The organism is Streptomyces sp. NPDC057565 (assembly GCF_042801455.1).
Lineage (GTDB): Bacteria > Actinomycetota > Actinomycetes > Streptomycetales > Streptomycetaceae > Streptomyces > Streptomyces yanii.
Genome location: NZ_JBHVFU010000055.1, coordinates 1 through 26,127 on the forward strand (window position 1 = coordinate 1; position 26,127 = coordinate 26,127).

Here is a 26,127-nt window from a genome sequence, read left to right on the forward strand (position 1 = left end):
TCCGGCGGTTCCAACCTTACCAGACTCTTTTTCGTTTCCGTTTCCGGTCCGAATTTGATTCCGGTGGCCTTTGGAGTGGCCTTTGCCTTTCGGCGGACCCGACTTTATCAGAAGTTCTGAGTCGGAATTTCCGCCCCGCTCGGGGCGGCCTCTGCGCACAAGTGTGCGAGCTGCTTCCCAATCAGGCGGAGCCGTAAACGTACTGGAGCGGGGCCCCCGATGCAAATCGGGGACCCCGCTCCGGAGTTCGCGCCTGTCGGAGGGTCAGACCTCGACGACCACGGGGAGGATCATCGGGCGCCGACGGTAGGTGTCGGAGACCCACTTGCCCACCGTGCGGCGGACGAGCTGCTGCAGCTGGTGCGGCTCCATCACGCCGTCCTGGGCGGACTTGTTGATCGCTTCCTCGATCTTCGGTACGACGGCGCTGAATGCCGCGTCGTCGATACCGGAACCCCTGGCATGGATGTCGGGGCCGCCCGTGATCTTGCCGGAAGAGCTGTCGACCACGATGAAGACCGAAATGATGCCTTCGTCGCCGAGGATGCGGCGGTCCTTGAGGGAGGTCTCGGTGACGTCCCCGACCGAGAGGCCGTCGACGTACACGTAACCCGCCTGCACCTTGCCGACGATCTTGGCCTTGCCGTCGATGAGGTCGACCACGACACCATCCTCGGCGATGACGATGTGGTCCTTGGGAACACCGGTAAGGGCGCCCAGTTCGGCGTTGGCCCGCAGGTGGCGCCATTCGCCGTGCACCGGCATCAAGTTCTTCGGCTTGCAGATGTTGTAGAAGTACAGGAGCTCGCCGGCCGAGGCATGGCCCGAGACATGGACCTTGGCGTTGCCCTTGTGGACGACGTTGGCGCCCCAGCGGGTCAGGCCGTTGATCACGCGGTAGACCGCGTTCTCATTGCCCGGGATCAGGGACGACGCCAGGATCACCGTGTCGCCCTGGACGATCCGGATCTGGTGGTCGCGGTTGGCCATCCGGGACAGTGCGGCCATCGGCTCGCCCTGCGAGCCCGTGCAGACCAGCACGACCTCGTCGTCCGGCAGGTCGTCGAGGGTCTTGACGTCGACGACCAGGCCCGCGGGGACCTTCAGATAACCGAGGTCGCGGGCGATGCCCATGTTGCGGACCATCGAGCGGCCGACGAAGGCGACCCGGCGGCCGTACTCGTGTGCTGCGTCCAGGATCTGCTGAATGCGGTGCACGTGGCTGGCGAAGCTCGCCACGATGATGCGCTTCTGGGCGTTCGCGAAGACCGTACGCAGGACGTTGGAGATGTCCCGCTCGGGCGGTACGAAGCCGGGCACCTCTGCATTCGTCGAGTCGGAGAGGAGGAGGTCGATGCCTTCCTCGCTCAGCCGGGCGAAGGCGTGCAGGTCGGTGAGCCGGCCGTCCAGCGGGAGCTGGTCCATCTTGAAGTCACCGGTCGCGACGGCCATGCCCGCGGGGGTGCGGATGGCGACCGCGAGGGCATCCGGGATGGAGTGGTTGACCGCGATGAACTCGCAGTCGAAGACGCCGATGCGCTCGCGCTGGCCCTCTGCCACCTCAAGGGTGTACGGACGGATCCGGTGCTCCTGAAGCTTCGCCTCGATCAGTGCGAGGGTCAGCTTGGAACCGATGAGCGGGATGTCCGGCTTCAGGCGAAGCAGATACGGGACGCCACCGATGTGGTCCTCGTGGCCGTGCGTGAGGACGATGCCCTCGACGTCGTCGAGGCGGTCCCGGATCGTCGAGAAGTCGGGCAGGATCAGGTCGATTCCGGGCTGCTCCTCCTCGGGGAAGAGCACTCCGCAGTCGACGATGAGCAGGCGGCCGCCATACTCGAAAACCGTCATGTTGCGGCCGATTTCGCCGAGGCCGCCGAGCGGGGTGACGCGGAGGCCACCCTTCGGGAGCTTCGGCGGGGTGCCGAGTTCGGGATGCGGATGACTCAAAAGACTCTCCTTACCACGCACGCCACGTACCGCTGAGGCACGTGGCGTGCGTGTCATTCGTGCACTTGCTGTTCTCTGACGTCGCTCTTGTGAGTGTTCTTCGCTTATTCAGTTGTGAAGTCTGTGGTTACAGCTGTACCCCACCGGCGGCGAGGTCGATCTTGAGCTGGGCCGCTTCCTGTGCGGTGAGTTCCACCAGAGGGAGGCGCAGCGGGCCTGCGGGCAGGCCCTGGAGCGCCAGCGCGGCCTTGGTGGTGATCACACCCTGGGTGCGGAACATGCCGGTGAAGACCGGCAGGAGCTTCTGGTGGATCTCGGTGGCCTTCTGGACGTCGCCGCCGAGGTACGCCTCGATGAGGGCGCGCAGGTCGGGGGTGACGACATGGCCGACGACGGAGACGAAGCCGACTGCGCCGACCGAGAGCAGCGGGAGGTTCAGCATGTCGTCGCCCGAGTACCAGGCGAGGCCGGACCGGGCGATGGCCCAGCTTGCGCGGCCGAGGTCACCCTTGGCGTCCTTGTTGGCGACGATTCGCGGGTGCTCGGCGAGCCGTACCAGTGTCTCTGTGTCGATCGGCACACCGCTGCGACCGGGAATGTCGTAGAGCATCACCGGGAGACCGGTGGCGTCCGCGATCGCCGTGAAGTGGCGGAAGATACCTTCCTGCGGCGGCTTGTTGTAGTACGGCGTGACCGCGAGAAGACCGTGCGCGCCGGAGCGCTCGGCCGTGCGGGCGAGCTCGATGCTGTGGCGGGTGTCGTTGGTACCGATGCCGGCGACGACATGGGCCCGGTCCCCTACAGCTTCCAGGACCGCCCGTACGAGCTGGTCTTTCTCCGCGTCACTGGTGGTCGGGGACTCGCCGGTGGTGCCGTTGATGATCAGGCCGTCATTGCCTGCGTCCACCAGGTGGGCGGCGAGCCGCTGGGCGCCGTCGAGGTCGAGTGCGCCGTCCGCCGTGAAGGGCGTGACCATGGCGGTGAGGACCCGCCCGAAGGGAGTCTGCGGAGTGGAGATCGGAGCCATGGGTAACACGCTACTCGCTGCTCAGCGCCCGGTGGTCCCTCGGGGGGACAAGGGAGAGGAGCCCGGCACTGCCTGCTCGGGGGTTCAAGCAGTGCCGGGTCCGTTTGATCAGCCTAGATGAACTTCACGAAACGTCGCAATACGGACACCGCCTACGGAGCTACGCGTCCATTCTTGTTGAAGGCTGCATGGGTGAGCGGCATGAGCCGAGCCCAGTGGTCCTCCATCTGTTCGCCGACCATTTCGATCTCACGCTGCGGGAAGGACGGGACCTTCGCCAGCTCGTGCTGGGTGCGCAGACCGAGGAAGTGCATCAGCGAACGCGCGTTGCACGTGGCATACATCGACGAGAACAGGCCGACCGGGAGCACGGCCCGGGCGACCTCGCGCGCGACGCCGGCGGCGAGCATCTCCTGGTACGCCTCGTACGCCTGGCGGTACGAGTCCTCCATCACGCGGCCGGTGAGCTCCTGCTGGGCCGCGGTGCCCTCGACGAACTCGTACTTGCCGGGGCGGCCCTGCTGGACGAGCTTGCGGGCCTCACCGGGAACGTAGAAGACCGGCTCCAGCTCCCTGTAGCGGCCCGATTCCTCGTTGTACGACCAGCCGACGCGGTGGCGCATGAACTCGCGGAACACGAAGATCGGTGCGCTGATGAAGAACGTCATCGAGTTGTGCTCGAACGGGGAACCGTGACGGTCCCGCATCAGGAAGTTGATGAGCCCTTTCGAGCGCTCCGGGTCCTTCGTGACCTCTTCGAGGGACTGCTCTCCGGCCGTGGAGACACGGGCGGCGAACAGGACGTCGGAGTCGGCCGCGGAGTGCTTCACCAGCTCGACGGTCACATCGCTGCGGAAGCTGGGCTTTGCGGGCTCGGGGGTCTCGGTCACCGGCGGGGGTCCTTCCAATTGCGTCGCTCGGGCGGCGCCCACTCTACGGGCCGCCACCGACAACGAGCCTCACAAGGTCCGTCCGAGGATTTCTTCGGCGAATTCGGCGATTCGGGGCACCGAACGGGCCCGCCGTGCGTCTGACTCAATAACACCGCCTCTATCAGAGTTCAAGGAGAGCTTCCTCATGTTCCGCCGGCGTGAAGCCGTCCCGTTCGCTTTCGTGGCCGAGGCCGACCGATTCCGCAGCAATGTCGCCCCGCCGCCCCGGGAGCGCGCCACCGTCTCCCAGCTGGCGGCCCGCTCCCTCGTGGGGCTGACCGTGATCGCCGGTCTCGTCGGATCGCTGCTCCTCGGCCTTCCGGCCCTCGCCCCGGAGCAGACTCCGTCGCACAGCCAGCAGACCGAGGCCGCCCACCGCTGACTCGTACGGACCCCTGGGGTGGTAGGGGCGGGGGCCCGCTCGGTAGCCTCACCGGGCACAGCAATCGAGCGTGCTTGTGAGTGAGGATCAGTCGTGCCCCTGCCCTTTCTGACGGCCGACCGCGCGTTTGACGCGAGCGCTGAGGACATTGCGCTGCCGTTCGACGACCACGACAGCTGGCGGCGCCCCTACCGCCCCGGGCCGTGGCGGGTCGCGGCGGCGGCCACCCTGTTGTTGCTCGCCTCGTTCGTGCTCATCGCGGGCATGATCATCGCGTTTGCCGGGGCGTTGCCCGGGGCTTCCCTATGTGTCGGCCTCGCCCTTGTGATGATCTTCTGCGCCCTGCGACTGCTGCGGATGGGTGCCTGGGTCAGCCGGCACGGTGTACGGCGGGTGGGCTTCTTCGTGACGACGACCGTGTCGTGGAGCCGGGCCGCCACGGTTCGTACGGTGCAGCAGCCGGTGAGGTGGCTCGGCTTCCCCCGCACCGTGCAGGGTCAGGCCCTGATCGTCGTACGGAAGGGTGGCGAGGCCGTGCCGCCGCTGCTCACCGACTGCAACGCGGACTTCCTCGGGCGTGGCGAGGCGTTCGACCGGGCCGCCGACACGATCGAGGCATGGGGAGACGAGTACCGGCGCGGCTGAGGGCTGTCCCGTAGGGCCTTCGTTTGAAGTAGTGGCAGATCACCGGGCCGAACGAGGCCGGCTGGACCGGTCGGCCGGATCCGCTTCGCCCTCCGCGACGAACCTGCCTACCCACATGTGAGCCGTCGTGCGCGAGACACCCGCCTCGGCCACGGCTTGGACATGGTGTACGGCGTCCGGTTCCTTCCTCGGACGCCGTACGGGCTCGAACGTCTCCTCAGTCGCCGGACGGGACCGAGGTGGCGGACGAGCCCGGTGCGCCCGTCGGCCTCGGGCTCATGTGCAGGGCGATGGCGCGCTGCATGGCCTTGCGGGCGCGCGGGGTGTCCCGGGCGTCCTGATAGGCGACGGCGAGGCGGAACCAGCAGCGCCAGTCGTCCGGGGAGTCCTCGGTCTCCTCGCGGCGCCGTGCGAACACCGCGTCGGCCGAGTCGCGGTCGATACGGCCTCCCGGGGTGCGGACCAGTTCGTCGACCGGCAGGCCGCCCTCGGATTCGAGTTCGGCGGCGAGGGCGTTGGCCCTGCGGACGAACTGGGTGTTCTTCCAGAGGAACCAGATACCGATCACCGGCAGGATCAGTACCGCGACCCCGAAGGTGACCGTGATCAGCGTGCCGTGCTCGATGAGCAGCAGGCCACGGCTGCCGACCAGGACGAAGTAGAAGACCAGGACGGCAGCGGTGACGAGATAAGTGATCTTTGCGCGCATGGCGGTGGGCTCAGTCAATTCAGGTCGAGGAAGTGTTCCAGGCCGAAGGTGAGGCCCGGAGTGGTCGCCACGCGGCGCGCGCCGAGCAGGATGCCCGGCATGAAGCTGCTGTGGTGCAGGGAATCGTGGCGGATGGTGAGGGTCTCCCCCTCGCCGCCGAGCAGCACCTCCTGGTGAGCCAGGAGCCCGCGGAGCCGGATCGCGTGGACCGGGACCCCGTCCACGTCCGCGCCGCGGGCGCCGTCGAGCGCCGTGGCCGTGGCGTCCGGCTGCGGGGCGCAACCGGCCTTTCGCCGGGCCTCGGCGATCAGCTGGGCGGTGCGGGTGGCAGTGCCGGACGGAGCGTCGACCTTGTTGGGGTGATGCAGTTCGATGACCTCGACGGACTCGAAGTAGCGGGCTGCCTGCTCGGCGAACTTCATGGTGAGGACCGCGCCGATGGAGAAGTTCGGCGCGATGAGCACACCGGTCTCCGGGGAGGCGGAGAGCCAGGTGTTCAGCTGCGCGAGCCGCTCGTCGGTCCAGCCGGTGGTGCCGACGACCGCGTGGATGCCGTGCCGGATGCAGAAGTCGAGGTTCCCCATCACCGACCCGGGCGTGGTGAGTTCGACCACGACCTGGGCGTCGTTCTCGGTGAGGGTCTCCAGCTTGTCGCCTCGGCCGAGAGCGGCCACCAGTTCCATGTCGTCGGCCGCCTCGACGGCTCGTACGGCTGCCGATCCGATGCGGCCCTTGGCGCCGAGAACGGCCACGCGCAGCTTGCTCATTGCTCTGCTTCCTTACGGGTGGGGTTAGGAGACCGCTTCGTCGAGGCGGCCGGCCTGCTTGTCCTTCAGCGGACCGATGACGGAGAGCGACGGTCGCTGTCCGAGGACTTCGCCGGCCACCGCCCGGACGTCATCGGGGGTGACCTGCGCCATCCGGGAGAGCAGGTCGTCGACCGACAGCTGCTCGCCCCAGCACAGCTCGCTCTTGCCGATACGGTTCATCAGCGCACCGGTGTCCTCCAGGCCGAGGACGGTGGAGCCGGAGAGCTGGCCGATGGCGCGGCCGATCTCCTCGTCGCTCAGTCCGTCGGACGCTACCCGGTCGAGCTCGTCACGGCAGATCTTCAGGACATCGTGGACCTGGCTGGGCCGGCAGCCCGCGTACACGCCGAAGAGTCCGCAGTCGGCGAAGCCCGAGGTGTACGAATACACGCTGTAGGCGAGGCCGCGCTTCTCCCGTACCTCCTGGAAGAGGCGGGAGCTCATGCCGCCGCCGAGTGCGGTGTTGAGTACCCCGAGTGCCCAGCGGCGCTCGTCGGTGCGGGCCAGACCGGGCATGCCGAGGACGACGTGGGCCTGCTCGGTCTTCCGGTTCAGTACCTCGACCCGGCCTGCTGTGCGCAGGGGGCGGGAGCCCTGGCGCGGTGCGACCGGGACGGCGTCGGTGCGGGTCAGCGCGCCGGCCCGCTCGAAGGCCCGGCGGACCTGGCGGACGACCGTGGCGTGGTCGACATTGCCCGCCGCGGCGACGACCAGGTGGGTCGGGTCGTAGTGCTTCTTGTAGAAGCGGGCGATCTGGCCGCGGCTGAGCGCGTTGATCGTGTCGACGGTGCCGAGGACCGGGCGGCCGAGGGGGGTGTCGCCGAGCATCGTGTGCGCGAACAGGTCGTGCACGCAGTCGCCCGGGTCGTCCTCGGTCATCGCGATCTCTTCGAGGATGACGCCGCGCTCGGCGTCGACATCCTCGGGGGCGATCAGCGAGCCGGTCAGCATGTCGCAGACGACATCGATGGCCAACGGCAGGTCGGTGTCGAGGACCCGCGCGTAATAGCAGGTGTACTCCTTCGCCGTGAAGGCGTTCATCTCGCCGCCGACCGCGTCGATCGCGGACGATATGTCGAGGGCACTGCGCCGGTCCGTGCCCTTGAACAGAAGGTGCTCGAGGTAGTGCGTCGCGCCGTTCAGCGTGGGTGTCTCGTCGCGTGATCCGACGTTGGCCCAGATCCCGAAGGTGGCGGAGCGTACGGAGGGCAGGGTCTCGGTGACGATCCGCAGACCGCCGGGGAGGACCGTGCGGCGGACGGTGCCGACGCCGTTGCTGCCCTTGAGAAGCGTTTGGGTACGGGCGACGGCCCGCGCCTCGAAGGAGGCGCGGGCCGTCGTCACGGAACTACGGGACGTCACTTGGCGGCGTCGTCCTTCTTCTCGTCCTCTTCGCCCTCGATCACGGGGATGAGGGAGAGCTTGCCGCGGGAGTCGATCTCGGCGATCTCGACCTGGACCTTGGCTCCGACCGCGACTACGTCCTCGACGTTCTCCACACGCTTGCCACCGGCGAGCTTGCGGATCTGCGAGATGTGCAGCAGGCCGTCCTTGCCCGGCATGAGGGAGACGAACGCACCGAAGGTGGTGGTCTTGACGACCGTACCCAGGTAACGCTCGCCGACCTCCGGCATGGTCGGGTTGGCGATCGCGTTGATCGTGGCGCGGGCGGCCTCGGCCTGCGAGCCCTGCTGGGCACCGATGTAGATGGTGCCGTCGTCCTCGATCGTGATGTCGGCGCCGGTGTCCTCCTGGATCTGGTTGATCATCTTGCCCTTGGGGCCGATGACCTCACCGATCTTGTCCACCGGGATCTTGACCGTGATGATCCGCGGGGCGTTCGGGGACATCTCGTCCGGGACGTCGATGGCCTCGTTCATCACATCGAGGATGTGGAGGCGGGCGTCACGGGCCTGCTTCAGCGCGGCGGCCAGGACCGAGGCGGGGATGCCGTCGAGCTTGGTGTCGAGCTGGAGCGCGGTGACGAACTGCTTCGTACCGGCGACCTTGAAGTCCATGTCACCGAACGCGTCCTCGGCACCGAGGATGTCGGTCAGGGCGACGTAGTGGGTCTTGCCATCGATCTCCTGGGAGATCAGACCCATGGCGATACCGGCGACGGCGGCCTTGAGGGGCACACCTGCGTTCAGCAGCGACATGGTGGAGGCGCAGACCGAGCCCATGGACGTCGAGCCGTTGGAGCCCAGCGCCTCGGAGACCTGACGGATCGCGTAGGGGAACTCCTCGCGCGACGGCAGCACCGGCACGATGGCGCGCTCGGCGAGCGCACCGTGGCCGATCTCGCGGCGCTTGGGCGAGCCCACGCGGCCGGTCTCACCGACGGAGTACGGCGGGAAGTTGTAGTTGTGCATGTAGCGCTTGCGGGTCACCGGGGAGAGGGTGTCCAGCTGCTGCTCCATGCGGAGCATGTTGAGGGTGGTGACGCCCAGGATCTGGGTCTCGCCACGCTCGAACAGCGCCGAGCCGTGCACGCGCGGGATGGCCTCGACCTCGGCGGCGAGCGTACGGATGTCCGTGACGCCACGGCCGTCGATGCGGACCTTGTCCTTGATGACGCGCTCGCGGACCAGCTTCTTGGTCAGCGCGCGGTAGGCACCGGAGATCTCCTTCTCGCGGCCCTCGAACTGCGGGAGCAGCTTCTCGCCGGCGATCTCCTTGATGCGGTCCAGCTCCGCCTCGCGCTCCTGCTTGCCGGCGATGGTGAGCGCCTTGGCGAGCTCGGTGCTGACGGCGGCGGTGAGCGCCTCCAGGACGTCGTCCTGGTAGTCGAGGAAGACCGGGAAGTCGCCGGTGGGCTTGGCAGCCTTGGCGGCGAGGTCCGACTGGGCCTTGCACAGGACCTTGATGAACGGCTTCGCGGCCTCGAGACCGGCGGCGACGATCTCTTCGGTCGGGGCCTCGGCGCCGTCCTTGACGAGCTGGATGGTCTTCTCGGTGGCCTCGGCCTCGACCATCATGATCGCAACGTCGCCGTCCTCGAGGACGCGACCGGCGACGACCATGTCGAAGACGGCGTCCTCGAGCTCGGTGTGCGTCGGGAAGGCGACCCATTGGCCCTTGATCAGGGCGACACGGGTGCCACCGATCGGGCCGGAGAAGGGCAGGCCCGCCAGCTGCGTGGAGCAGGAGGCGGCGTTGATCGCGACCACGTCGTACAGGTGGTCGGGGTTGAGCGCCATGATCGTCTCGACGATCTGGATCTCGTTGCGCAGGCCCTTCTTGAAGGAGGGGCGCAGCGGCCGGTCGATCAGGCGGCAGGTGAGGATGGCATCCTCGGAGGGGCGGCCCTCGCGGCGGAAGAAGGAGCCGGGGATCTTGCCGGCGGCGTACTGCCGCTCCTCGACGTCGACCGTGAGGGGGAAGAAGTCCAGCTGGTCCTTGGGCTTCTTGGACGCGGTGGTGGCCGACAGCACCATGGTGTCGTCGTCCAGGTACGCAACGGCGGAGCCGGCGGCCTGCTTGGCCAGGCGGCCCGTCTCGAAGCGGATGGTGCGGGTGCCGAAGGTTCCGTTGTCGATAACGGCCTCGGCGTAGTGGGTCTCGTTCTCCACTAGCGTTTTCTCCGATACATATCGTCTTCTCGCCCCCACGCCCGTGTGGCGGGGGACGGTGCGGAGAAGCCCTCCATCGGCGGGCCGGTCTTCGATCGAAGCACCCGGGTTGCAGTGTCCGGGGGCCACTACCGAGGACCGGCGGCGGGGAGGCTGCTTCTCACTCGTCTGTAGGACGTTCTGGGACCAGGTTACTGAGAATCGGCTCAGCTTGGCATTCCGGTCGTCCGGGCGAGCCGGACACGTCCCGTGCATACAGCAAAGGGAGCGGCTCCCTCAGTCGTGGGAACCGCTCCCTTCACGGCGTCTTACTTGGCGCCGCCGGCCGCACCGCGGCGGATGCCGAGGCGGTCGACCAGGGCACGGAAGCGCTGGATGTCCTTCTTGGCCAGGTACTGCAGGAGGCGGCGACGCTGACCGACCAGGATCAGCAGACCACGACGGGAGTGGTGGTCGTGCTTGTGGACCTTGAGGTGCTCCGTCAGGTCCGAGATCCGGCGGGAGAGCATGGCCACCTGGACCTCGGGGGAACCGGTGTCACCCTCCTTGGTGGCGAACTCGGACATGATCTGCTTCTTCGTAGCGGCGTCGAGCGACACGCGGTACTCCTCTTTGATGTTCGATGCGCCCGCGAGTGCCCCTGGTCTTGATCTCAGGGGGTCTTCCGTTACTCGGGGGCGAAGGTCCGATGAGCGCAGCCCTCAGGATGATCCGGGGGCGCGTACACAAACGGCCGTCACACAGCGTACCAGGCCGGAGGAGCCGGGATGCCTGGGGGTTCGGTGCCCCTGGAGACGCCCCGGCGCAGGGTGTCCTCGGTCGCGGGACGGGCTTGATCCAGTGCCCCTCCCGGCAAGCCTTGTCCCGGGGCAAACCTTTCCGGTCGCAGCACTAGCCGGTCAGGGCCCTGGCTCTGGCGAAGATGTCCAGTACGGCCAGGCAGAGCGGGACCAGGGAGAGGAGAAGGGCGCCCTCCGTGAGGTCGAGGAGGCGGCCCCAGAACGGGGAGAGTCCCTTCCGCGGAACGATCAGGCCGATCGCGGTGAGCAAGGTGGCGCCTGCGGCCACGGCGGCGGAGAGCCAGATCGTACGGATGTCCAGGGAGCCGCGGTCGCCGTAGCGGGCCAGCTCGTACAGCAGGTCGACCGGCGGGTTCAGGCAGAGGCCGAGGATCAGCAGGGCGATCGCGCCGATGCCCGCCACCAGAACGCAGGCCACCTGTGACGTGTAGCGGAAGAGGCGGGCGCGCAGCAGCATCGCGAGGCCGGTGGCGAGAGCGAGGAACTGTCCCCAGATGTTGTCGGAGAATCCGAGGACGGCAGCGGACCCGACGACGACCGCGGCGCAGCCGCCGACCAGGCCGAGCAGCATCTCGTGACCCCGGCGGGCCTGGGCCGCGATGCGGTCGGCGTCGACGGGGGCGCCCTCGGGGACGGTGTTCGGGTCGGCGAAGGTGTCGTCGTATCCGGCGGGGGCGGTGCGCGGCGACGCGTAGCCGATGGGCAGCCGGGCGAAGCGGGCGGAGAGACCGGGCAGGAAGGCGACGAGTCCGAGGGCGACCGGGGCGCAGACCGCGGCGGTGCCGGTGGCGGAGGACTCGGTGAGGATCGCGACGAAGGTGGCGAGGGTGCCGACGGTGGCGAGGAAGGTCGTCGCGACGAACGGGGCGTCGCCGCTGGGAGTGAGGGCGACGAGGACGACCGAGGCGATGAGCACGGCGACGCAGCCGAGCAGGAACTGGAGACGGCCGGGGCCCTGGCCGGCGTCCGGGCCGATGATGCCGGAGCCCGCGATGAGCACGAGGGGCAGGGCGCCGAGGCCGAGGGCGACGGCGGTGGCGCGGTCCGCGTAGACCCGGGCGCGTACCCCCGCGTACGCGGTCAGCAGCAGTCCGGCGCAGCCCGCGATGATGCCGGGCAGGCTGTGCATGTCGTGCCGTAGGGGGTCGGCGAACCAGAGGACGAAACCCATCAGCACGAGGAGCAGGACGCCGCCCACCAGACCGGCGCCGCGCAGCAGTTCGTCGCTCCACAGGTGCCGGTCGCGGGTGACGGCCGAGGCGACGGCGTCCGCGACGTCGTCGAAGACGGCCGGGGGCAGCGACTGTGCGAACGGGCGAAGGCTGAGGAGTTCACCGTCGAGCACCTGCTGGGCGGCGAGGGTGCGCGCGCCGTCGAGGACGGTCCCGTCGCGGCGTACGAGGTGGTAGCCGGCCGGGGTACCGACCGGCTGGGTCTGACCGGTGAGCCGGAGGATCTCCGGGTAGACGTCGGCGACGGCGATGTCCACCGGAAGAGCGACATCGATACGGCTGTCGGGCGCCACGACAGTGACGCGGCAGAAGCCCGTCGCTGCAGTCGAACTCACGTGTCTGGTCCCCCCTGATTCGCGGTTGCGCACAGTGCGCGCGCCACCCTACCGGGAGGGATGAAGGTCATCGGCAAGTAGGATCGCCGTCGCGCGGAGGGACGTTCGCGCGCAGAGCCAGCCACGGGGGGTCCGGCGCCGGTCCGATCGGCCTTCCGCCCGTCCGTTCCGAGGGATTGGTGTTCCGGTGAGCCAGATCGTCGTGAAGCGAGCTCCGCGGTCACTGCCGCCGGAACTGCCCATGGACGAATTGACGTTGGAGGCCCCTCCCGAGCTGCCGCGCGGTCAGCAGGAGGGCATGCTGATGCAGATCCTGCCGGTGCTCGGCATGGGGTCGTCGGTGGTCTTCTTCTTCTCTCCGCAGGCCCCTCCGTTCATGCGGATCATGGGCGTTCTGATGCTTGTCTCGACCGTCGGAATGGTGGTCGCGCAGCTGGTCCGGTACCGCCGCGGTACGCAGGGGCAAATGGCAGATGCGCGGCGCGACTACCTCAAATATTTGGCGCAGACACGGCGTACGGTGCGTCGGACCGCACGCGCCCAGCGTGACGTACAGCTGTATCTGCAGCCCGCCCCCGAGCAGTTGTGGTCGGTGGTCGCCGAGGGCAGCCGGGTGTGGGAACGACGGGTCGGGGACAAGGACTTCGGGCAGGTGCGGGTCGGCCTCGGGGCGCAGCAGCTGTCGACTCCGCTGGTCGCTCCGGACACGGCTCCGGTGGATGAGCTGGAACCGATGTGCGCCGGGGCGATGCAGCAGTTCCTCGCGGTGCACGGGTCGTTGGACGGGCTGCCGATGGCCGTGTCGATGCGGGCGTTCTACCACGTGACGGTCTCCGGTCAGCCCGAGGCGGCGCAGTCGGCGGCGCGCGCGATGGTCGCGCAGCTGGTGACGCTGCACTCCCCCGAGGATCTGCTGGTCGCCGTGGTGGCGGCGCCGGGTGCGGTGACGCGCTGGGACTGGACGAAGTGGCTTCCGCATGTCCAGGTTCCGGGGCAGATCGACGGGGCCGGCACGAAGCGGCTGTTCAGCGATGATCTGAACGAGTTGGAACAGCTGTTGGCGAGCAGGCTGGAGGGTCGGCCGCGGTTCGGCCGGGAGAGCCGGCCGCTTCTGGACCAGCCGCACGTCGTGGTGGTGCTCGACGGGGGGATGGTGCCACCGGACTCCCTGTTCGCTGCGGCCGAGGGGCTGCAGGGCGTGACGATCGTCGAGCTGGTGTCCGCCGAGCTCGACGAGCCGCGCGGCGGTCTTTCCGTGGTGGTGCGGCCCGGGCTGCTGCGCCTGGAGTCGGGGGCGGGTCTGGCGTACGAGGGTGTGCCGGACGGGATGTCGCTCCCGGCGGCGGAGGCGCTGGCCCGGCAGCTGGCACCCCTGCGGATGGGCGGGGGCGACGACGACGAACCGCTGCTCGCCAACCTGGACTTCACGGATCTGCTGAACCTCGGCGACGCGGGGTCGGTCGACGTGGCACGCACCTGGCGGCCTCGGTCGGTCTCGGAGCGGCTGCGGGTACCGATCGGGGTCGGCGAGGACGGTCAGCCGGTGATGCTGGACCTGAAGGAGGCCGCGCAGGAGGGCATGGGTCCGCACGGGCTGTGTGTCGGTGCGACGGGGTCCGGCAAGTCGGAGCTGCTGCGGACACTGGTGCTGGGGCTCGCGGTCACACACTCCTCGGAGACACTCAACTTCGTGCTGGCGGACTTCAAGGGCGGTGCGACGTTCGCCGGGATGTCGCACATGCCGCACGTGGCGGCGGTCATCACCAACCTGGCGGACGATCTGACGCTCGTGGACCGCATGGGTGACGCGATCCGCGGTGAGCTGCAGCGCCGGCAGGAACTGCTGCGCTCGGCCGGCAATTACGCCAACATCCACGACTACGAGAAGGCGCGCGCGGCGGGAGCGGCTCTGGAGCCGCTGGCCTCTCTGGTCCTGGTCATCGACGAATTCAGCGAACTGCTGACCGCCAAGCCGGACTTCATCGACATGTTCATCCAGATCGGCCGCATCGGCCGGTCGCTGGGTGTGCATCTGCTGCTCGCCTCGCAGCGTCTGGAGGAGGGCAAGCTGCGCGGGCTCGACACCTACCTCTCCTACCGGATCGGTCTGCGGACCTTCTCGGCCGCCGAGTCCCGTACGGCGCTGGGGGTGCCCGACGCGTATCACCTGCCGTCGGTTCCGGGCTCCGGCTATCTCACGTTCGGTACGGACGAGATGACCCGGTTCAAGGCGGCGTACGTGTCGGGGACGTACCGCACAGGTGGTCCCGACCTGTCGGTGGGGACGCTGCCGATCGAGCGGCGGCCCGCAGTGTTCAGCGCGCTGCCGGTGCCGGTGGTGCACGCGGCGCCGGATCCGGCGCATGTGGTGGCCGCGCGGACGGGGGCGGAGGACGACGCGCTCGCGGACACGGTGCTCGATGTGATCGTGCGGCGTCTTGAGGGTCAGGGGGTGCCCGCCCATCAGGTGTGGCTGCCGCCGTTGGACCGGGCGCCGACGCTGGATCAGCTGCTGCCGGGGCTCGGGCCGAGCGCGGAGCGAGGATTCACCTCTACGGAGTACACGCGTCCTGGCGGACTGACCGTTCCGCTCGGGCTGATCGACAAGCCCTTCGAGCAGCGGCGCGAGGTGCTGTACCGGGACTTCTCGGGAGCGGCGGGCCACATGATGGTCGTCGGCGGTCCGCAGTCCGGCAAGTCGACGCTGGTGCGCACGCTGATCTCGTCGTTCGCGCTGACCCACACCCCGCGGGAAGTGCAGTTCTACGGGCTCGACTTCGGTGGCGGCGGCCTGGTGTCGCTTGCGGAGCTGCCACATGTCGGCGGGGTGGCCTCGCGACTGGACCCGGAGCGGGTACGGCGTACGGTCGCGGAGGTCGCCGGCGTGCTGAGCAGGCGCGAGGAGTTCTTCCGTGCGCACTCCATCGACTCCGTCGCCACCTACCGGCGCAAACGGGCCCTCGGCGAACTCCCCGGTGAGGCCTGGGGCGACGTCTTCCTGGTGGTCGACGGCTGGGGCGGCTTCCGGGCCGAGTACGAGATGCTGGAGCACGTCGTCACGGACATCGCCGCGCGCGGTCTCGGGTACGGCATCCACGTCGTCATCACGGCCGCCCGGTACATGGAGGTGCGGGCCGCGCTGAAGGACCAGATCCTCGGGCGGCTCGAACTGCGGCTCGGCGATGTCATGGACTCCGAGTTCGACCGCAAGGTCGCGGTGAACGTGCCGCAGGGTGTCCCGGGCCGTGGTCAGGTGCCGGAGAAGCTGCACTTCATGGGGGCGCTGCCGCGTATCGACTCCAGCAGCAGCGCTGCCGATCTCGCCGACGGCGCGGCGACGTTCGTCGAGACGGTGAAGACGAACTGGGCGGGGTCGGCGGCCCCTGCCGTGCGCCTGCTGCCGCGCAAGCTGCCTGCCGACCAGCTTCCGGAGGGCTTCGAGTTCCCGCAGCGGGGCATCGCGATCGGGATCGACGAGACCGATCTGGAGCCGGTGTTCGTCGACTTCGAGACGGATCCGTTCTTTCTGGTCTTCGGCGAGAGCGAATCGGGGAAGACGAACCTGCTGCGGCTGATCGCCAAGCAGATCTCGGAGCGCTACTCCCCGGACGAGGCGAAGCTCGTCGTCGGCGACTACCGGCGGGCCCTGCTGGGTGCGCTGCCGGAGAGCCATCTGCTGGAGTACGCGCCGATGGCGAGCTCGATGCAGATGCATATGGAGGCGCTGGCCGGCGTGTTCGCTCGGCGGCAGCCGCCGACGGATGTCACGCCGCAGCAGTTGCGCGACCGCAGCTGGTGGACCGGGCCGCAGATCTTCGTCATCGTCGACGACTACGACGTGGTGGCGACGAACGCGGGCAATCCGCTGGCCCCGCTGGCGGAGTATCTGCCGTTCGCACGGGACACGGGTGTCCGGTTCGTCATCGCGCGCAACTCGGCCGGGGCGTCGCGGGCGATGTACGAGTCGTTCATGCAGCGCATCAAGGAGCTGGGGGCGCAGGGCGTGGTGCTGTCCGGCGATCCGTCCGAGGGCGATCTGATCGGTTCGGTGCGCGGGCATGGGATGCCACCGGGACGCGGTTACTTCGCCTCGCGGCGGCGGGGGAACCCGCTGGTGCAGATCGGGCGACTGCCGGAGCTGCGCTGAAGCCACGGGGGCCACGCCGCGGGCAACCGCAGCCGGGTCGCAGGCATGCTCCGGTGAGGCTGCGTGCAGGCCGGGCGGTCCCTACCACTGCGGTGCGGAGGCTGTCCATACCGGCCCGGTGGGGCGTGGGAGCGGCGATAGTCTGCACACGGGCGACGCAACGTACCGCCGTGGGAGAGGAAAGGCACCTGATGGGCACACAAGCGGAGAAGGACGAGCTGTACGCACTCGACATCTCGGGGGTGGAGTGGCTGAGTGCCCCCGGTACGGAAGACGCCGAGGAGCGCGTCGAGATCGCCCATCTGCCGGGCGGGGCGGTGGCGATGCGGTCCTCGCTCGATCCGGAGACGGTGCTGCGGTACACGGAGGCCGAGTGGCGGGCCTTCGTCCTGGGCGCGCGGGACGGCGAATTCGACCTGACCTAGGGCGTGTGTCGGACAGGGGAAGGGGCATGCTGCGGTGAGTGTGCCCCTTCTCCGTGTGTGGTGCGCGGTCAGTACGCCTCGGTGAACGCGCGCGAGGACTTGAGGTCCGTCGCGCGGTAGTGGTCCTTGCCGTTCTCGATGATCTTCGCGACCTCCTCCAGCCGCTCCTTCATGTCATCGGCCCTGCCCCTGTACTTGTGCTGGAGTGCCACATACTCCCGGTGGGCCTCGCCGTCCCAGGTGTCGGTGACGACCTTCAGCGCGGCGTTCATCTCCTGCAGGTCCTTGACGATGTTCTTCGACACCGCACGGATGCGGTTCGCCATCTCCTGGACGCTCTCGTACCTGACCTTGGTGTTCGGGTCCTGTCCGGTCATCTGTCTGCTCCTCGGTGCTCGGCTGGTGTGCGGAAGGCGGGCTGCGGCGTGGTTCGGCCGCGTTCAGACGCCGTTCAGCCCGGAGGTGTTGACGGGCGACGCCTGCCCCTTGACCGCGCCGAAGGCCGCACGGACCTCCTCGTCGTTGGCGTTGCTGAGGTTCTTGGTCTCGCTCACCGCGTTCAGAAGGACGTTGAGCATCCGGCGGATCTGGTCGTGGTCCTCGTTGATCATGACCTGTGCGGAAGTGAATCCCGACGCCCCGACACCGGTCCATCCGGCGGCAGCCGTCTCAAGGATGTTGGCCAGTTCCCTGGACTGCCTGGACACCGCTCCCGCGGTTTCGATGATCTTGTTCTTCGCCTGGGTGATCGGATCGTCGGCGAGTGCGAAACCACCTGAAGGGTTGGTCATCCGGAGGTCCTATCTCTCAGTTCCCGGTCCCGACCGCATCGTGCGGCCAGGCTTTCTTCCGGCCCCGAGTACTCCTGGTGCGGAGTCGGGGAAGTGCGGGGACGGGAGAGGTACGGCGGTGTCTCCGCGCCCCTGGACCGGATGCGACCACGTCTCGTTCCCCCGTCACATTCGTGAAGTCGGCTCCCACCCTAGCCACATCGCCGCCTCCCCCCAACTGCACTTTCCGAGAGAGGAGTTAGTTCACCTGGACGTGTGCTCACCGCTCACTGCACACCCCGCCGTCGCCGGAGATCCCGGACGACGGTCGCGGTACCGGCGACCACGGAGATCAGCACGGCCGCCAGGACCAGTGCGTACGTCGCATACCGCTCGCTGCGCTCCTGCGAGGTCTCGGACATCGACAGCCGTGCCGGGTCGGGGGCCTGGGCCTTCGGAGGTCCCGCGTCCGGGTGCGCGGCGTCCTGCGGGGTGTCGTCGCCGGAGAGTGCGCGGACCGGGTCGACGACGCCCCAGCCGACGAAGTCGTCATGGCCGTTGACGGAGCGTTCAGCGGTCTGTTCGATCCGGGCGACGATCTGGGCGGCCGTCCATTTCGGGTACTTGGCGCGCATCAGGGCGGCGACCCCGGCCACGTACGGAGCGGAGAAACTGGTGCCGTTGTCGGTGCACTGGCCGTAGCCGGGGACGGTGGAGACGATGTCGACACCCGGTGCGGCGACGCCGACGAACGCACCGGCCTGGGAGAAAGGGGCGCGTTCGTTGTTGCGGTCGGACGAGGCGACGGCGAGGACGCCCTCGAAGGCCGCCGGATAGGTGCTCCGCAGCTTGCCGTCCATGCCGTCGTTGCCCGCGGAAGCGACCACGACGATGTTCTTGTGGAGCGCCCTGGCCACTGCCCTGCCCAGCGCGGATGTGGGTGTCAGCGGCTTCGTGGTGTCCTGGGAGATGTTGATGACCTGGGCCCCTTCGGCGATCGCATGATCGATCGCGGTGGCCATCGTGGTGTCCTTGCCACTGTTCTTCTCGTCGTTCTGGCGGATCGGGACGATCGTGGCCTCGGGGGCGAGTCCGACGAAGCCGGTGCCCTTGCGGGGGCGAGCGGCGATGATGCCGGCGACCTTGGTGCCGTGGCCGACCTCGTCGACCGTGCCGTCGCTCGTGCCGCCCTCCAGGTAGTCGGCGCCCGCGGAGGCGTCGACGGCGTCCTGGAGCTGGGGGTTGGTGTTGTCGACGCCGGTGTCGATGACGGCGACGCGGACGCCCTTGCCCTTGGTGTCCTGCCACAGTTCGTCGAGGAGGACCCGCTGCAACGACCAGGGGCGGCCGGCGAACTGCTTCTTCATCGGGAACGTGCATTCGCCGCTGCCGTCCAGGGCCGGCCGACCGGTTCCCCGGGCGTCTTCGGCGGCATATGCGGCGTGCGGCGCCGCGAGTGCGGCCAGTGCGGCGCCGGCCGCCGTCAGCAGGGCCGTCTTCCGGTACAACATTCGTTCCTCTTCCCCGGGTTCCACCAGCTCCGAGCGGGTGTCCCGGTCACGAGCCCTGGGGCTGACGGGCGCTGTTGGTGTCGAGCCGGGGCCCCTTGGACAGGAACTCGGACCAGGCGATCGGCACGAGGACGGGCGCCACCTTTTCGTATCCGAGCCTGATCTGCGCCTGGCTGGGCTCGGGGCGGCCGTCCGTCTGGTTCTGCTGGTCGCCGGCTCCGATGTCGGAGCGGGCGGCGTCGCTGTCGCCGTTCGCCTGTACCGCGTACCGCAATCCGGTGTCGGTCACCAGGAAGAGTGATCCGTCGGGGCGCGTCTGCGTCCCCCGGACCTGGGTGTAGAGGAGACCGCTGCCGGGGGTGACATACGTGCTGGTGCCACCGGTGCCGACAGTGGCGGGGTACGAGGTGCCCGCCCAGGTGCTCAGCGTCGTACGGCCCGTGTCGTCCACCGTGCGCAGCACGCTGCAGATGGTGTCCCGGCCGCCGCTGCCGCCCTCCACGGAGTTCACCTGGTCGGCCTTCCGGGCCGGCCAGTGCGCGGCCTGGCCGGCGAAGGTCGCACGGTCGGGGACGAAGTCCTGCAGACCGACGGCGCGTGCCTCGCTGTCCAGGTTCAGCCCCGCGGTCTGCGGGGAGTTGATCAGCAGCCAGGCGGTGAACGCGGAGATCGGCTGAATCCTGCCGTCGAGCACGACGTAATGGCTGATGCCTTCGCCGTTCCTGGTTCTGAGGACCATGCCGACCCGGTTCTCCTGGGCGGAGAGCTGGCCCTGGACGTGTGCGGGTGCGCCGACCGTGCCGGGGATCCGCGGGAAGACGATCGGGCTGCCGTCGTGCAGTGTGGCCAGCCAGTCGTCGGTGACGGACTGCGGGAGCCGGCTGCCGACCAGCGCGCTGGTCAGATGGCCGTTGTCGGCGGCGGTCTCGTCGATGCGGTACTTGGTGCCGCTCGCGTCGACGAGGTAGCGGGCGCCGGTCTGGCCCTTGACGAAGAGCACCTGGCCTCCGCTGAGCTGCTTTCGGCCCTCGGTCAGCTCGTTGTCGCGTTCGGCGAAGACGAAGGCGGCCTTCTGCACGGTGTTGCCCTTGCCGCCGGGCTGAACGCAGACCGCCCACCGCTTCGCTGTGCCCGCGTCCTTCGCCTCGGGCAGCCGGTCGGGGGCGTACGGGATGCCGAGGATCGGTCCGCGCGGCGGTTCGCCCGCGTCGAGGATCTCGTCGGGGACCTGGATGACCTCGTACTGCTGCGGGGTGAGGAGGAGCCGGGCCGAGGCGAGGTTCAGTACGGGATGCAGCAGGGTCTTTTTCTTCTTGCCCTTGCCGGTGGTGAGCACCACGTAGCGGGTGGTGGACTTCTTGCCGACGATCACCTTGGCGAAGGGCTTGTCCCAGTCCTTGGGTGCCGTGGGCTTGAACATGCCGTAGGCGCCGAAGCCCGCGAGGATCAGCGCCCCGGCCACCATGCTCGGCAGGATTGCGCGCAGCGGGCGCGGGGCGCCCTCCTCGGTGCCGGTGGGAGACGGTTGGAGGAATGCCGCCACTGTGCGTTTCTTCGCAAAGGTGTACGCGTTGAGCTCATCCCGCCGTGATGCCATGAGTTCGTCTGTCTCCCGTGTCTCCCCGCGCGGCTTCAGGAGTTCGTGTCCCCCGACCCCTGTGCCGGACCCCGGTTGCCGGACCTCGCTGCCGGACCGGCCCCTACTATGCCTGCCGATGGCGGGCGGCTGCGGGGCGGGTAGGGTGATCCAGCCGCCAAAGCCCCCGGCGGGACAGGGGTGATCGGGTCGAATGGGGGCCTTACGAACGGGGGAATGCCGGAATGGTGGGTTCCGCAACGCGGACACGTCCGGCCGGTAACACCAGGCCCTCCGATCCTCCCCGGACCACCGGAACAGCAGCCTCCGGCGTCCCGGACCGAGGCGCCCACGGCCCCGGCGGGCAGGCCGTGACGCGGCTGAACGGACGCCCCGGGCACATTGGTTCGTTCCGATTGCAACAACTCGTGTTGATCGAGATCGCGGCCGCGCTGCTCTTCGCCGCGTGGGTGGTCGAACCCCTGCTGCTCGTCCCGGCCACGGTGTTCGCCACGCTGCTGGTGATGCTCGCCGTCGTCCGCAGGCGCCGCCGTTCGCTGCCGGAGTGGCTGGCCACCGCGCTCGCCCTGCGCGCACGCACCCGCAGGGCCGCCTCGCTGGTGCCGCCCGCGGGTACCGAGCCGGGGATCGCGCCCGTCGTCGAGTGTGAACCGGCGCTGCGTACCTACGCGTTCAGCGACCGCGACCGGCGGCCGGTCGGCATGATCGGCGACGGTACGTTCGTCACAGCTGTCCTGCAGGTCGAGTCGGACGCCACGGCGCTGCGGCCCGACCGGTCCGCGCGGCCGCTGCCCCTGGCGCTCGTGGGGGATGTGCTCCACGTCGACGGCATCCGCCTGGAGTCGGCGCAGATCGTGCAGCACACCCAGCCCGCCCCCGCCCCGCATCTGCCCGCTCAGTCCATCGCGGCACGCAACTACACGCCATTGCAGGCGCAGACGGGATCGCCCGCGCTCCGGATCACCTGGATCGCACTCAAGCTCGACCCCGAGCTGTGCCCGGAGGCCGTGCAGGCGCGCGGCGGCGGCATCGTAGGGGCGCAGAAGTGCGTGGTGCGCGCCGCCGACCAGCTGGCCAGCCGGCTGACCGGGGCGGGATTCCGCGCGACAGTGCTGACCGAGCAGGAGTTGACGTCGGCGATCGCGACCTCGGTCTGCGTCAGCCAGACGGCGATGGCGCAGGCGGGCCGGACCGGGTCGCCGGTACGGCGCACCGAGGAGACCTCCCGGACCTGGCGCTGCGACGACCGGCATCACACGACCTACTGGGTAAACCGCTGGCCGCAGTTCGACAGCGGCGCGGGGAACGGCGGGGCGTCGATGCCGCAGCTGGTCGCCCTGCTCACCTCGATGCCGGCGCTCGCCACGACCTTCAGTTTGACGATGAGTCACACTGCACGGCAGGAGATCTCGATCGCGGGGCACGTCCGGGTCACCGGACGCAGCGACGAGGAACTGCTCGCCGCGCGACATGAGTTGGAGCGCACCGCGCGCGGCGTGAAGACGTCACTGGTGCGGCTCGACCGCGAGCAGCTGCCCGGCATGCTCGCCACACTTCCGCTCGGGGGTACCCGCTGATGTCACCCTCCACCCGTGCTCGCACCCGGCTGGGCTTCGGGCTGATCGGACCGCGACGGGAGCGGCACACGGTCTCCGTCGACCAACTGGCAGCACTGGCCCTTCCGGTGGGTGACGACGGCACTGTGATCGGCGTGGGCGCCGAAGGGCGACCCGCCGTGCTGGGCCTCAACCGGCCGACCCCGTACGACGTCACGCTGATCGGCGGGCTGTGGACGGCACAGGTGCTGGCGCTGCGGGCGGCGGCGACCGGTGCCCGGATCGTGGTGGAGACCGGTCGCGCCCACGCCTGGACGACTCTCGCGCAGGCGGCCGGCGGCGGCCAGCCGTGCATCTCGCTGCACGACGTGGGGCGGGTGCCGCCGCAGGGCGCCTCGGCCGGCAGTCTGGTGGTCGTGGTGCGGGACTGCGGCATACGGCCGCCGCGCGGGCGCGTGGTGTCCGGTCCCTGGCAGTCGGTGCTGACACTGCTTCCGTATCTGAGTCCCGTGGCGCCCCGGCTGATCGAGAAGTCGTCCCTGGTGGGGATTCAGCGGGTGTCTCCCGATGAAGCAGCACAGATCGGGCGAATCGCGCACCTGTCGGCAACCGAGATGCAGGCACTGTCGACTCTGGCGGACGGGGTCACCCTCTGGTGCGGGAAGGGGGATCGGCAGTTCGTGATGACTCAGGCGACCGATGCCGAGAGCGGACTGCTGGGCAGTGCGCGCCGGATGGACTGAGCGTACGGAACGTTTGGAATTCCGTACGCAGATGTACAAGTTTGACCGCTTCGCCGTTCACAATCCGCCGCAATCGGTTCACTTGAGGGCGGTGAGTGATGCACGGGACAGCCCTTACGGTGCCCTACGGCCTGCCGGAGCGGGCCCGATGACGATTAGGGTGGGTCCGGGCGCGGCAGAAGACCTGCGGGCAGGCAATGCGCGCCCCGAGGGGGAGAGCCGGGCGGTTCGGAATACGGGAACGGCCGCCCCCACCCACCACGGCACAAGGGTGCTCGACCACACCAGGAGGCAAAGTGAACGGCGATCGGGACGAAATCCGAGGGGGCTGGAGCAGGCCCGTCGACGAGTCGTCCGACGCGGAGCCCGCCGAGATGACGGGTGAGTTCACCATCGACTACACCCCGCCCGCCTGGTACACGCAGAACGCGTCGGGGGACTCGTCGGGCGGGGCCGGAACGCACCTGGCGCCACCTCCGCCACCCAATGGGGCGCCTGTGTCCGCGCCCGGCCTGCCGGTCGGGGGCGGCTTCGAACCCGACTGGACCCCGGCGCCGCCCGCGCCTGCGCCCGCTCCGCCTGTGGCCCCTGTGGGCCAGACGCCTCCTGTCGCTTCCGCCGCAGCTTCTTCGCCCGCCCCTACGGAGGGCGCGGGGAGCGGTGCGCCGGATCCGTTCGGGGGTGGTGATGTGGAGAGCGGCGCGACCATGCGTTTCTCACCTGCCGCGCTGAAGCGCGAGATCGCGGAGCGGGAGGCAGCTGCGCTGGCGGCCGCGGACGGGGTACGGGTCGGTTCCGGTGCCGGCTCCGAAGCCTCTGGTGACGGCCCGGTCGGTACGGACACGGGCGTGACGGCCGGAGCCGATTCCGTACCGTCGGATTCCGTCCGGTCCGAGCAGCCCGAGCAGCCCAGCCGGGCCGATGCCGCACAGCCTTCGGACGCGGAGGCCGACAACGGTACGCACTCCGTTGCCGAGGACGCTCCGAATGACGGCGCCGACGCTCCGTCCGACACACCCGCCGACTCCGTGCCCGCAGCTGCCGCTCCGGCTCCGGCACCTCAGGACGCCGCGCCGCCCGCCGCCCCGACGCCGTGGGCCCCGGCGCCGCCCGCGCAAGGCGGCCTGCCGCCGCTGCCGCCCTCCTTCCAGCCCGCCACTCCGCAGCCCAACGCGCCCCAGCCGGCGCCGCAGTGGCCCGCGACGACTCCGGCTCCCGCTCCGGCGAGCGAGGCGCCCGGTGGTTACGGTTTCCCGAACGCTGCACAGACACCGCAGCCGCCTCAGGCACCGCAGTTCCCGCAGCCCGCCCAGCTGCCCGCACCGCAGCCGCCGGCTCAGGGAACACCTGCGCAGCAGGGCAGTTACGGATTCCCCCAGTCACCACAGGCACCCCAGTGGCCCGCACAGCAGGAAGCAGCACAGGGCGGTTACGGATTCCCCCAGCCGCCCCAGCCCCACCAGGCGCTCCAGCCGCCCCAGGCACCTCAGGCACCTCAGGCACCCCAGCCGCCGGTTCAGGGCGCTCCCCACCTGCCCACGCCGGTCGCCCCGCAGCCGCTCTCCCAGCAGCTGCCGCCGCAGCAACAGCCGCCGCAGGGAGCGCCCGTGGATCCGCGGACCGGGGCGGCCTGGCCGACGGCGGTCACGCATGACCAGCGCGAGCGGTCCGTACCGGGTGCTCCGCTCGGCTACACGGCGGCCGTGGAGCTCTCCTCCGACCGTCTGGTCCGGGGCAAGCAGAAGGCGAAGAGCAGCCGCGCACCGTCCGCTGCCTCCCGCTTCAAGCTGGGCAGCAAGAAGGAAGAGATCGAGCGGCAGCGCAAGCTCGACCTGATCCGTACCCCCGTGCTGTCCTGCTACCGGATCGCGGTCATCAGCCTCAAGGGCGGTGTCGGGAAAACCACGACGACCACCGCGCTCGGCGCGACGCTGGCCACCGAGCGGCAGGACAAGATCCTCGCCATCGACGCCAACCCGGATGCCGGTACGCTCGGCCGCCGGGTGCGCCGCGAGACCGGGGCGACCATCCGTGACCTGGTCCAGGCGATCCCGTATCTCAACTCGTACATGGACATCCGCCGCTTCACCTCGCAGGCGCCGTCCGGCCTGGAGATCATCGCCAACGACGTGGACCCGGCAGTCTCGACGACCTTCAACGACGAGGACTACCGGCGCGCGATCGACGTCCTCGGCCGGCAGTACCCGATCATCCTCACCGACTCGGGCACCGGTCTGCTCTACAGCGCGATGCGTGGAGTGCTGGACCTCGCCGATCAGTTGATCATCATCTCGACCCCGTCGGTCGACGGCGCGTCCAGCGCCTCCACCACACTGGACTGGCTCTCGGCGCACGGGTACGCGGATCTGGTGCAACGGTCCATCACCGTCATCTCCGGGGTCCGCGAGACCGGCAAGATGATCAAGGTCGATGACATCGTGCAACACTTCGAGACGCGCTGCCGGGGCGTGGTCGTCGTCCCGTTCGACGAGCATCTGTCGGCCGGTGCCGAGGTCGATCTCGACATGATGCGTCCGAAGACGCGTGAGGCGTACTTCAACCTCTCCGCGATGGTGGCCGAGGACTTCGCGCGCGCCCAGCAGCAGCAGGGACTGTGGACCTCGGACGGCAGCAACCCGCCGCCGCAGTACGCCCCGCCGATGCCCGGACACCAGATGCCCGGTCAGCAGCAGTACGCACCGCAGCAACCGGGTCAGCCGTATCCGCCCCAGCAGCCTCAACAGCCTCAGGGTCCGGGACAGCCGTACCCGCCCCAGCAGCCGTACGACGGCCGGCAGACCCAGCAGCCCTACCCGCCGCAGCCGGGTCCCGGCGGACAGCAGAACGGCTGGCAGCAGCAGCCTCCGCAGCTGCCGCCAGCGCCTCAGCAGTAAGGCATCAGAGGTCTGAACCAATGAGGGCTCGCACCGTTCCCACGGTGCGGGCCCTCTGCGCATTCCTGCAGCCCACACGCCATTTGACACA

General features: G+C 69.3%; 21 protein-coding genes. 7 read left to right on the top strand and 14 right to left on the bottom strand.

What is annotated here, in order from left to right:
- Positions 1–264: 264 nt before the first annotated feature.
- From ACFU8W_RS42295 to thyX, 3 genes are all read right to left on the bottom strand, one after another.
- Positions 265–1,950 (bottom strand): ribonuclease J, encoded by a 1,686-nt coding sequence (locus ACFU8W_RS42295; RefSeq protein WP_345514407.1) that lies wholly within the window; start codon positions 1,948–1,950, stop codon positions 265–267.
- A gap of 127 nt (positions 1,951–2,077) precedes the next feature.
- Positions 2,078–2,977: a 4-hydroxy-tetrahydrodipicolinate synthase gene (gene dapA / locus ACFU8W_RS42300; protein WP_345514408.1), complete on the bottom strand. Its 900-nt coding sequence runs from the start codon at positions 2,975–2,977 to the stop codon at positions 2,078–2,080.
- A 152-nt stretch (positions 2,978–3,129) separates the two neighbouring features.
- Entirely contained in the window at positions 3,130–3,867 is a 738-nt protein-coding gene (gene thyX, locus ACFU8W_RS42305; RefSeq protein WP_345514409.1) for an FAD-dependent thymidylate synthase, read from the bottom strand.
- A gap of 187 nt (positions 3,868–4,054) precedes the next feature.
- Here thyX and ACFU8W_RS42310 point away from each other — a divergent pair, with 187 nt between their 5' ends.
- Both ACFU8W_RS42310 and ACFU8W_RS42315 read left to right on the top strand, forming a co-directional pair.
- Positions 4,055–4,291 (top strand): hypothetical protein, encoded by a 237-nt coding sequence (locus ACFU8W_RS42310; RefSeq protein ID WP_345514411.1) that lies wholly within the window; start codon positions 4,055–4,057, stop codon positions 4,289–4,291.
- A gap of 93 nt (positions 4,292–4,384) precedes the next feature.
- A complete protein-coding gene (locus tag ACFU8W_RS42315) occupies positions 4,385–4,936 on the top strand; it encodes a hypothetical protein (RefSeq protein ID WP_384049705.1) in 552 nt (183 codons plus the stop codon).
- Positions 4,937–4,975: 39 nt separating this feature from the next.
- Here the strand turns inward: ACFU8W_RS42315 and ACFU8W_RS42320 are convergent, their stop codons facing one another.
- From ACFU8W_RS42320 to eccD, 7 genes are all read right to left on the bottom strand, one after another.
- The gene (locus ACFU8W_RS42320) at positions 4,976–5,089 is read right to left on the bottom strand and encodes a leucine zipper domain-containing protein (protein WP_384049708.1); all 114 of its coding nucleotides are present in this window, start codon (positions 5,087–5,089) and stop codon (positions 4,976–4,978) included.
- A gap of 64 nt (positions 5,090–5,153) precedes the next feature.
- Positions 5,154–5,645: a tetratricopeptide repeat protein gene (locus tag ACFU8W_RS42325; RefSeq protein ID WP_345514413.1), complete on the bottom strand. Its 492-nt coding sequence runs from the start codon at positions 5,643–5,645 to the stop codon at positions 5,154–5,156.
- 14 nt (positions 5,646–5,659) lie between these two features.
- On the bottom strand, positions 5,660–6,412 hold the full coding sequence (dapB, locus tag ACFU8W_RS42330) for a 4-hydroxy-tetrahydrodipicolinate reductase (RefSeq protein WP_345514414.1): 753 nt from the start codon (positions 6,410–6,412) through the stop codon (positions 5,660–5,662).
- 24 nt (positions 6,413–6,436) lie between these two features.
- On the bottom strand, positions 6,437–7,816 hold the full coding sequence (locus tag ACFU8W_RS42335) for a pitrilysin family protein (protein ID WP_345514416.1): 1,380 nt from the start codon (positions 7,814–7,816) through the stop codon (positions 6,437–6,439).
- Positions 7,813–10,026 (bottom strand): polyribonucleotide nucleotidyltransferase, encoded by a 2,214-nt coding sequence (locus ACFU8W_RS42340; RefSeq protein WP_266980869.1) that lies wholly within the window; start codon positions 10,024–10,026, stop codon positions 7,813–7,815. Before ACFU8W_RS42340 ends, ACFU8W_RS42335 begins: the two co-directional genes overlap by 4 nt.
- Positions 10,027–10,334: 308 nt before the next feature.
- The gene (gene rpsO / locus ACFU8W_RS42345) at positions 10,335–10,625 is read right to left on the bottom strand and encodes a 30S ribosomal protein S15 (RefSeq protein ID WP_266980871.1); all 291 of its coding nucleotides are present in this window, start codon (positions 10,623–10,625) and stop codon (positions 10,335–10,337) included.
- Positions 10,626–10,917: 292 nt separating this feature from the next.
- On the bottom strand, positions 10,918–12,393 hold the full coding sequence (gene eccD, locus ACFU8W_RS42350) for a type VII secretion integral membrane protein EccD (RefSeq protein ID WP_384049713.1): 1,476 nt from the start codon (positions 12,391–12,393) through the stop codon (positions 10,918–10,920).
- 187 nt (positions 12,394–12,580) lie between these two features.
- Here eccD and eccCa point away from each other — a divergent pair, with 187 nt between their 5' ends.
- Both eccCa and ACFU8W_RS42360 read left to right on the top strand, forming a co-directional pair.
- Positions 12,581–16,540 carry a type VII secretion protein EccCa gene (gene eccCa, locus ACFU8W_RS42355; RefSeq protein ID WP_384049716.1) on the top strand — a complete coding sequence of 1,320 codons (3,960 nt, stop codon included), beginning with the start codon at positions 12,581–12,583 and terminating at the stop codon, positions 16,538–16,540.
- 191 nt (positions 16,541–16,731) lie between these two features.
- Positions 16,732–16,965: a DUF397 domain-containing protein gene (locus tag ACFU8W_RS42360; RefSeq protein WP_266980877.1), complete on the top strand. Its 234-nt coding sequence runs from the start codon at positions 16,732–16,734 to the stop codon at positions 16,963–16,965.
- A gap of 68 nt (positions 16,966–17,033) precedes the next feature.
- Here the strand turns inward: ACFU8W_RS42360 and ACFU8W_RS42365 are convergent, their stop codons facing one another.
- The 4 genes from ACFU8W_RS42365 to eccB form a co-directional block, all read right to left on the bottom strand.
- Complete coding sequence (locus ACFU8W_RS42365) at positions 17,034–17,342, bottom strand: WXG100 family type VII secretion target (protein ID WP_384049719.1); 309 nt, start codon at positions 17,340–17,342, stop codon at positions 17,034–17,036.
- Between the two features lie 63 nt (positions 17,343–17,405).
- A complete protein-coding gene (locus ACFU8W_RS42370; RefSeq protein WP_384049721.1) occupies positions 17,406–17,756 on the bottom strand; it encodes a hypothetical protein in 351 nt (116 codons plus the stop codon).
- Positions 17,757–18,022: 266 nt separating this feature from the next.
- Positions 18,023–19,246 carry a type VII secretion-associated serine protease mycosin gene (mycP, locus tag ACFU8W_RS42375; RefSeq protein ID WP_384049724.1) on the bottom strand — a complete coding sequence of 408 codons (1,224 nt, stop codon included), beginning with the start codon at positions 19,244–19,246 and terminating at the stop codon, positions 18,023–18,025.
- A 46-nt stretch (positions 19,247–19,292) separates the two neighbouring features.
- Positions 19,293–20,843 (bottom strand): type VII secretion protein EccB, encoded by a 1,551-nt coding sequence (eccB, locus tag ACFU8W_RS42380; RefSeq protein WP_384049726.1) that lies wholly within the window; start codon positions 20,841–20,843, stop codon positions 19,293–19,295.
- A 224-nt stretch (positions 20,844–21,067) separates the two neighbouring features.
- On the opposite strand from eccB, the gene eccE reads away from it, so the two are divergent.
- The 3 genes from eccE to ACFU8W_RS42395 all read left to right on the top strand — a co-directional run bounded on the left by eccE (position 21,068) and on the right by ACFU8W_RS42395 (position 26,036).
- The gene (eccE, locus tag ACFU8W_RS42385) at positions 21,068–22,420 is read left to right on the top strand and encodes a type VII secretion protein EccE (RefSeq protein WP_384049729.1); all 1,353 of its coding nucleotides are present in this window, start codon (positions 21,068–21,070) and stop codon (positions 22,418–22,420) included.
- Entirely contained in the window at positions 22,420–23,142 is a 723-nt protein-coding gene (locus ACFU8W_RS42390; RefSeq protein ID WP_384049732.1) for a hypothetical protein, read from the top strand. The genes eccE and ACFU8W_RS42390 overlap by 1 nt, the downstream gene beginning before the upstream one ends.
- Positions 23,143–23,438: 296 nt before the next feature.
- Positions 23,439–26,036 (top strand): SCO5717 family growth-regulating ATPase, encoded by a 2,598-nt coding sequence (locus ACFU8W_RS42395; RefSeq protein WP_384049735.1) that lies wholly within the window; start codon positions 23,439–23,441, stop codon positions 26,034–26,036.
- The last annotated feature ends 91 nt before the right edge of the window (positions 26,037–26,127 follow it).

Coding starts and splice junctions, on each gene's coding strand:
- dapA (WP_345514408.1), bottom strand. CDS start 2,977: ATGGCTCCGATCTCCACTCCGCAGACTCCCTTCGGGCGGGTCCTCACC.
- ACFU8W_RS42310 (WP_345514411.1), top strand. CDS start 4,055: ATGTTCCGCCGGCGTGAAGCCGTCCCGTTCGCTTTCGTGGCCGAGGCC.
- ACFU8W_RS42325 (WP_345514413.1), bottom strand. CDS start 5,645: ATGCGCGCAAAGATCACTTATCTCGTCACCGCTGCCGTCCTGGTCTTC.
- dapB (WP_345514414.1), bottom strand. CDS start 6,412: ATGAGCAAGCTGCGCGTGGCCGTTCTCGGCGCCAAGGGCCGCATCGGA.
- ACFU8W_RS42360 (WP_266980877.1), top strand. CDS start 16,732: ATGGGCACACAAGCGGAGAAGGACGAGCTGTACGCACTCGACATCTCG.
- ACFU8W_RS42365 (WP_384049719.1), bottom strand. CDS start 17,342: ATGACCGGACAGGACCCGAACACCAAGGTCAGGTACGAGAGCGTCCAG.
- ACFU8W_RS42370 (WP_384049721.1), bottom strand. CDS start 17,756: ATGACCAACCCTTCAGGTGGTTTCGCACTCGCCGACGATCCGATCACC.
- mycP (WP_384049724.1), bottom strand. CDS start 19,246: ATGTTGTACCGGAAGACGGCCCTGCTGACGGCGGCCGGCGCCGCACTG.
- eccB (WP_384049726.1), bottom strand. CDS start 20,843: ATGGCATCACGGCGGGATGAGCTCAACGCGTACACCTTTGCGAAGAAA.
- eccE (WP_384049729.1), top strand. CDS start 21,068: ATGGTGGGTTCCGCAACGCGGACACGTCCGGCCGGTAACACCAGGCCC.
- ACFU8W_RS42390 (WP_384049732.1), top strand. CDS start 22,420: ATGTCACCCTCCACCCGTGCTCGCACCCGGCTGGGCTTCGGGCTGATC.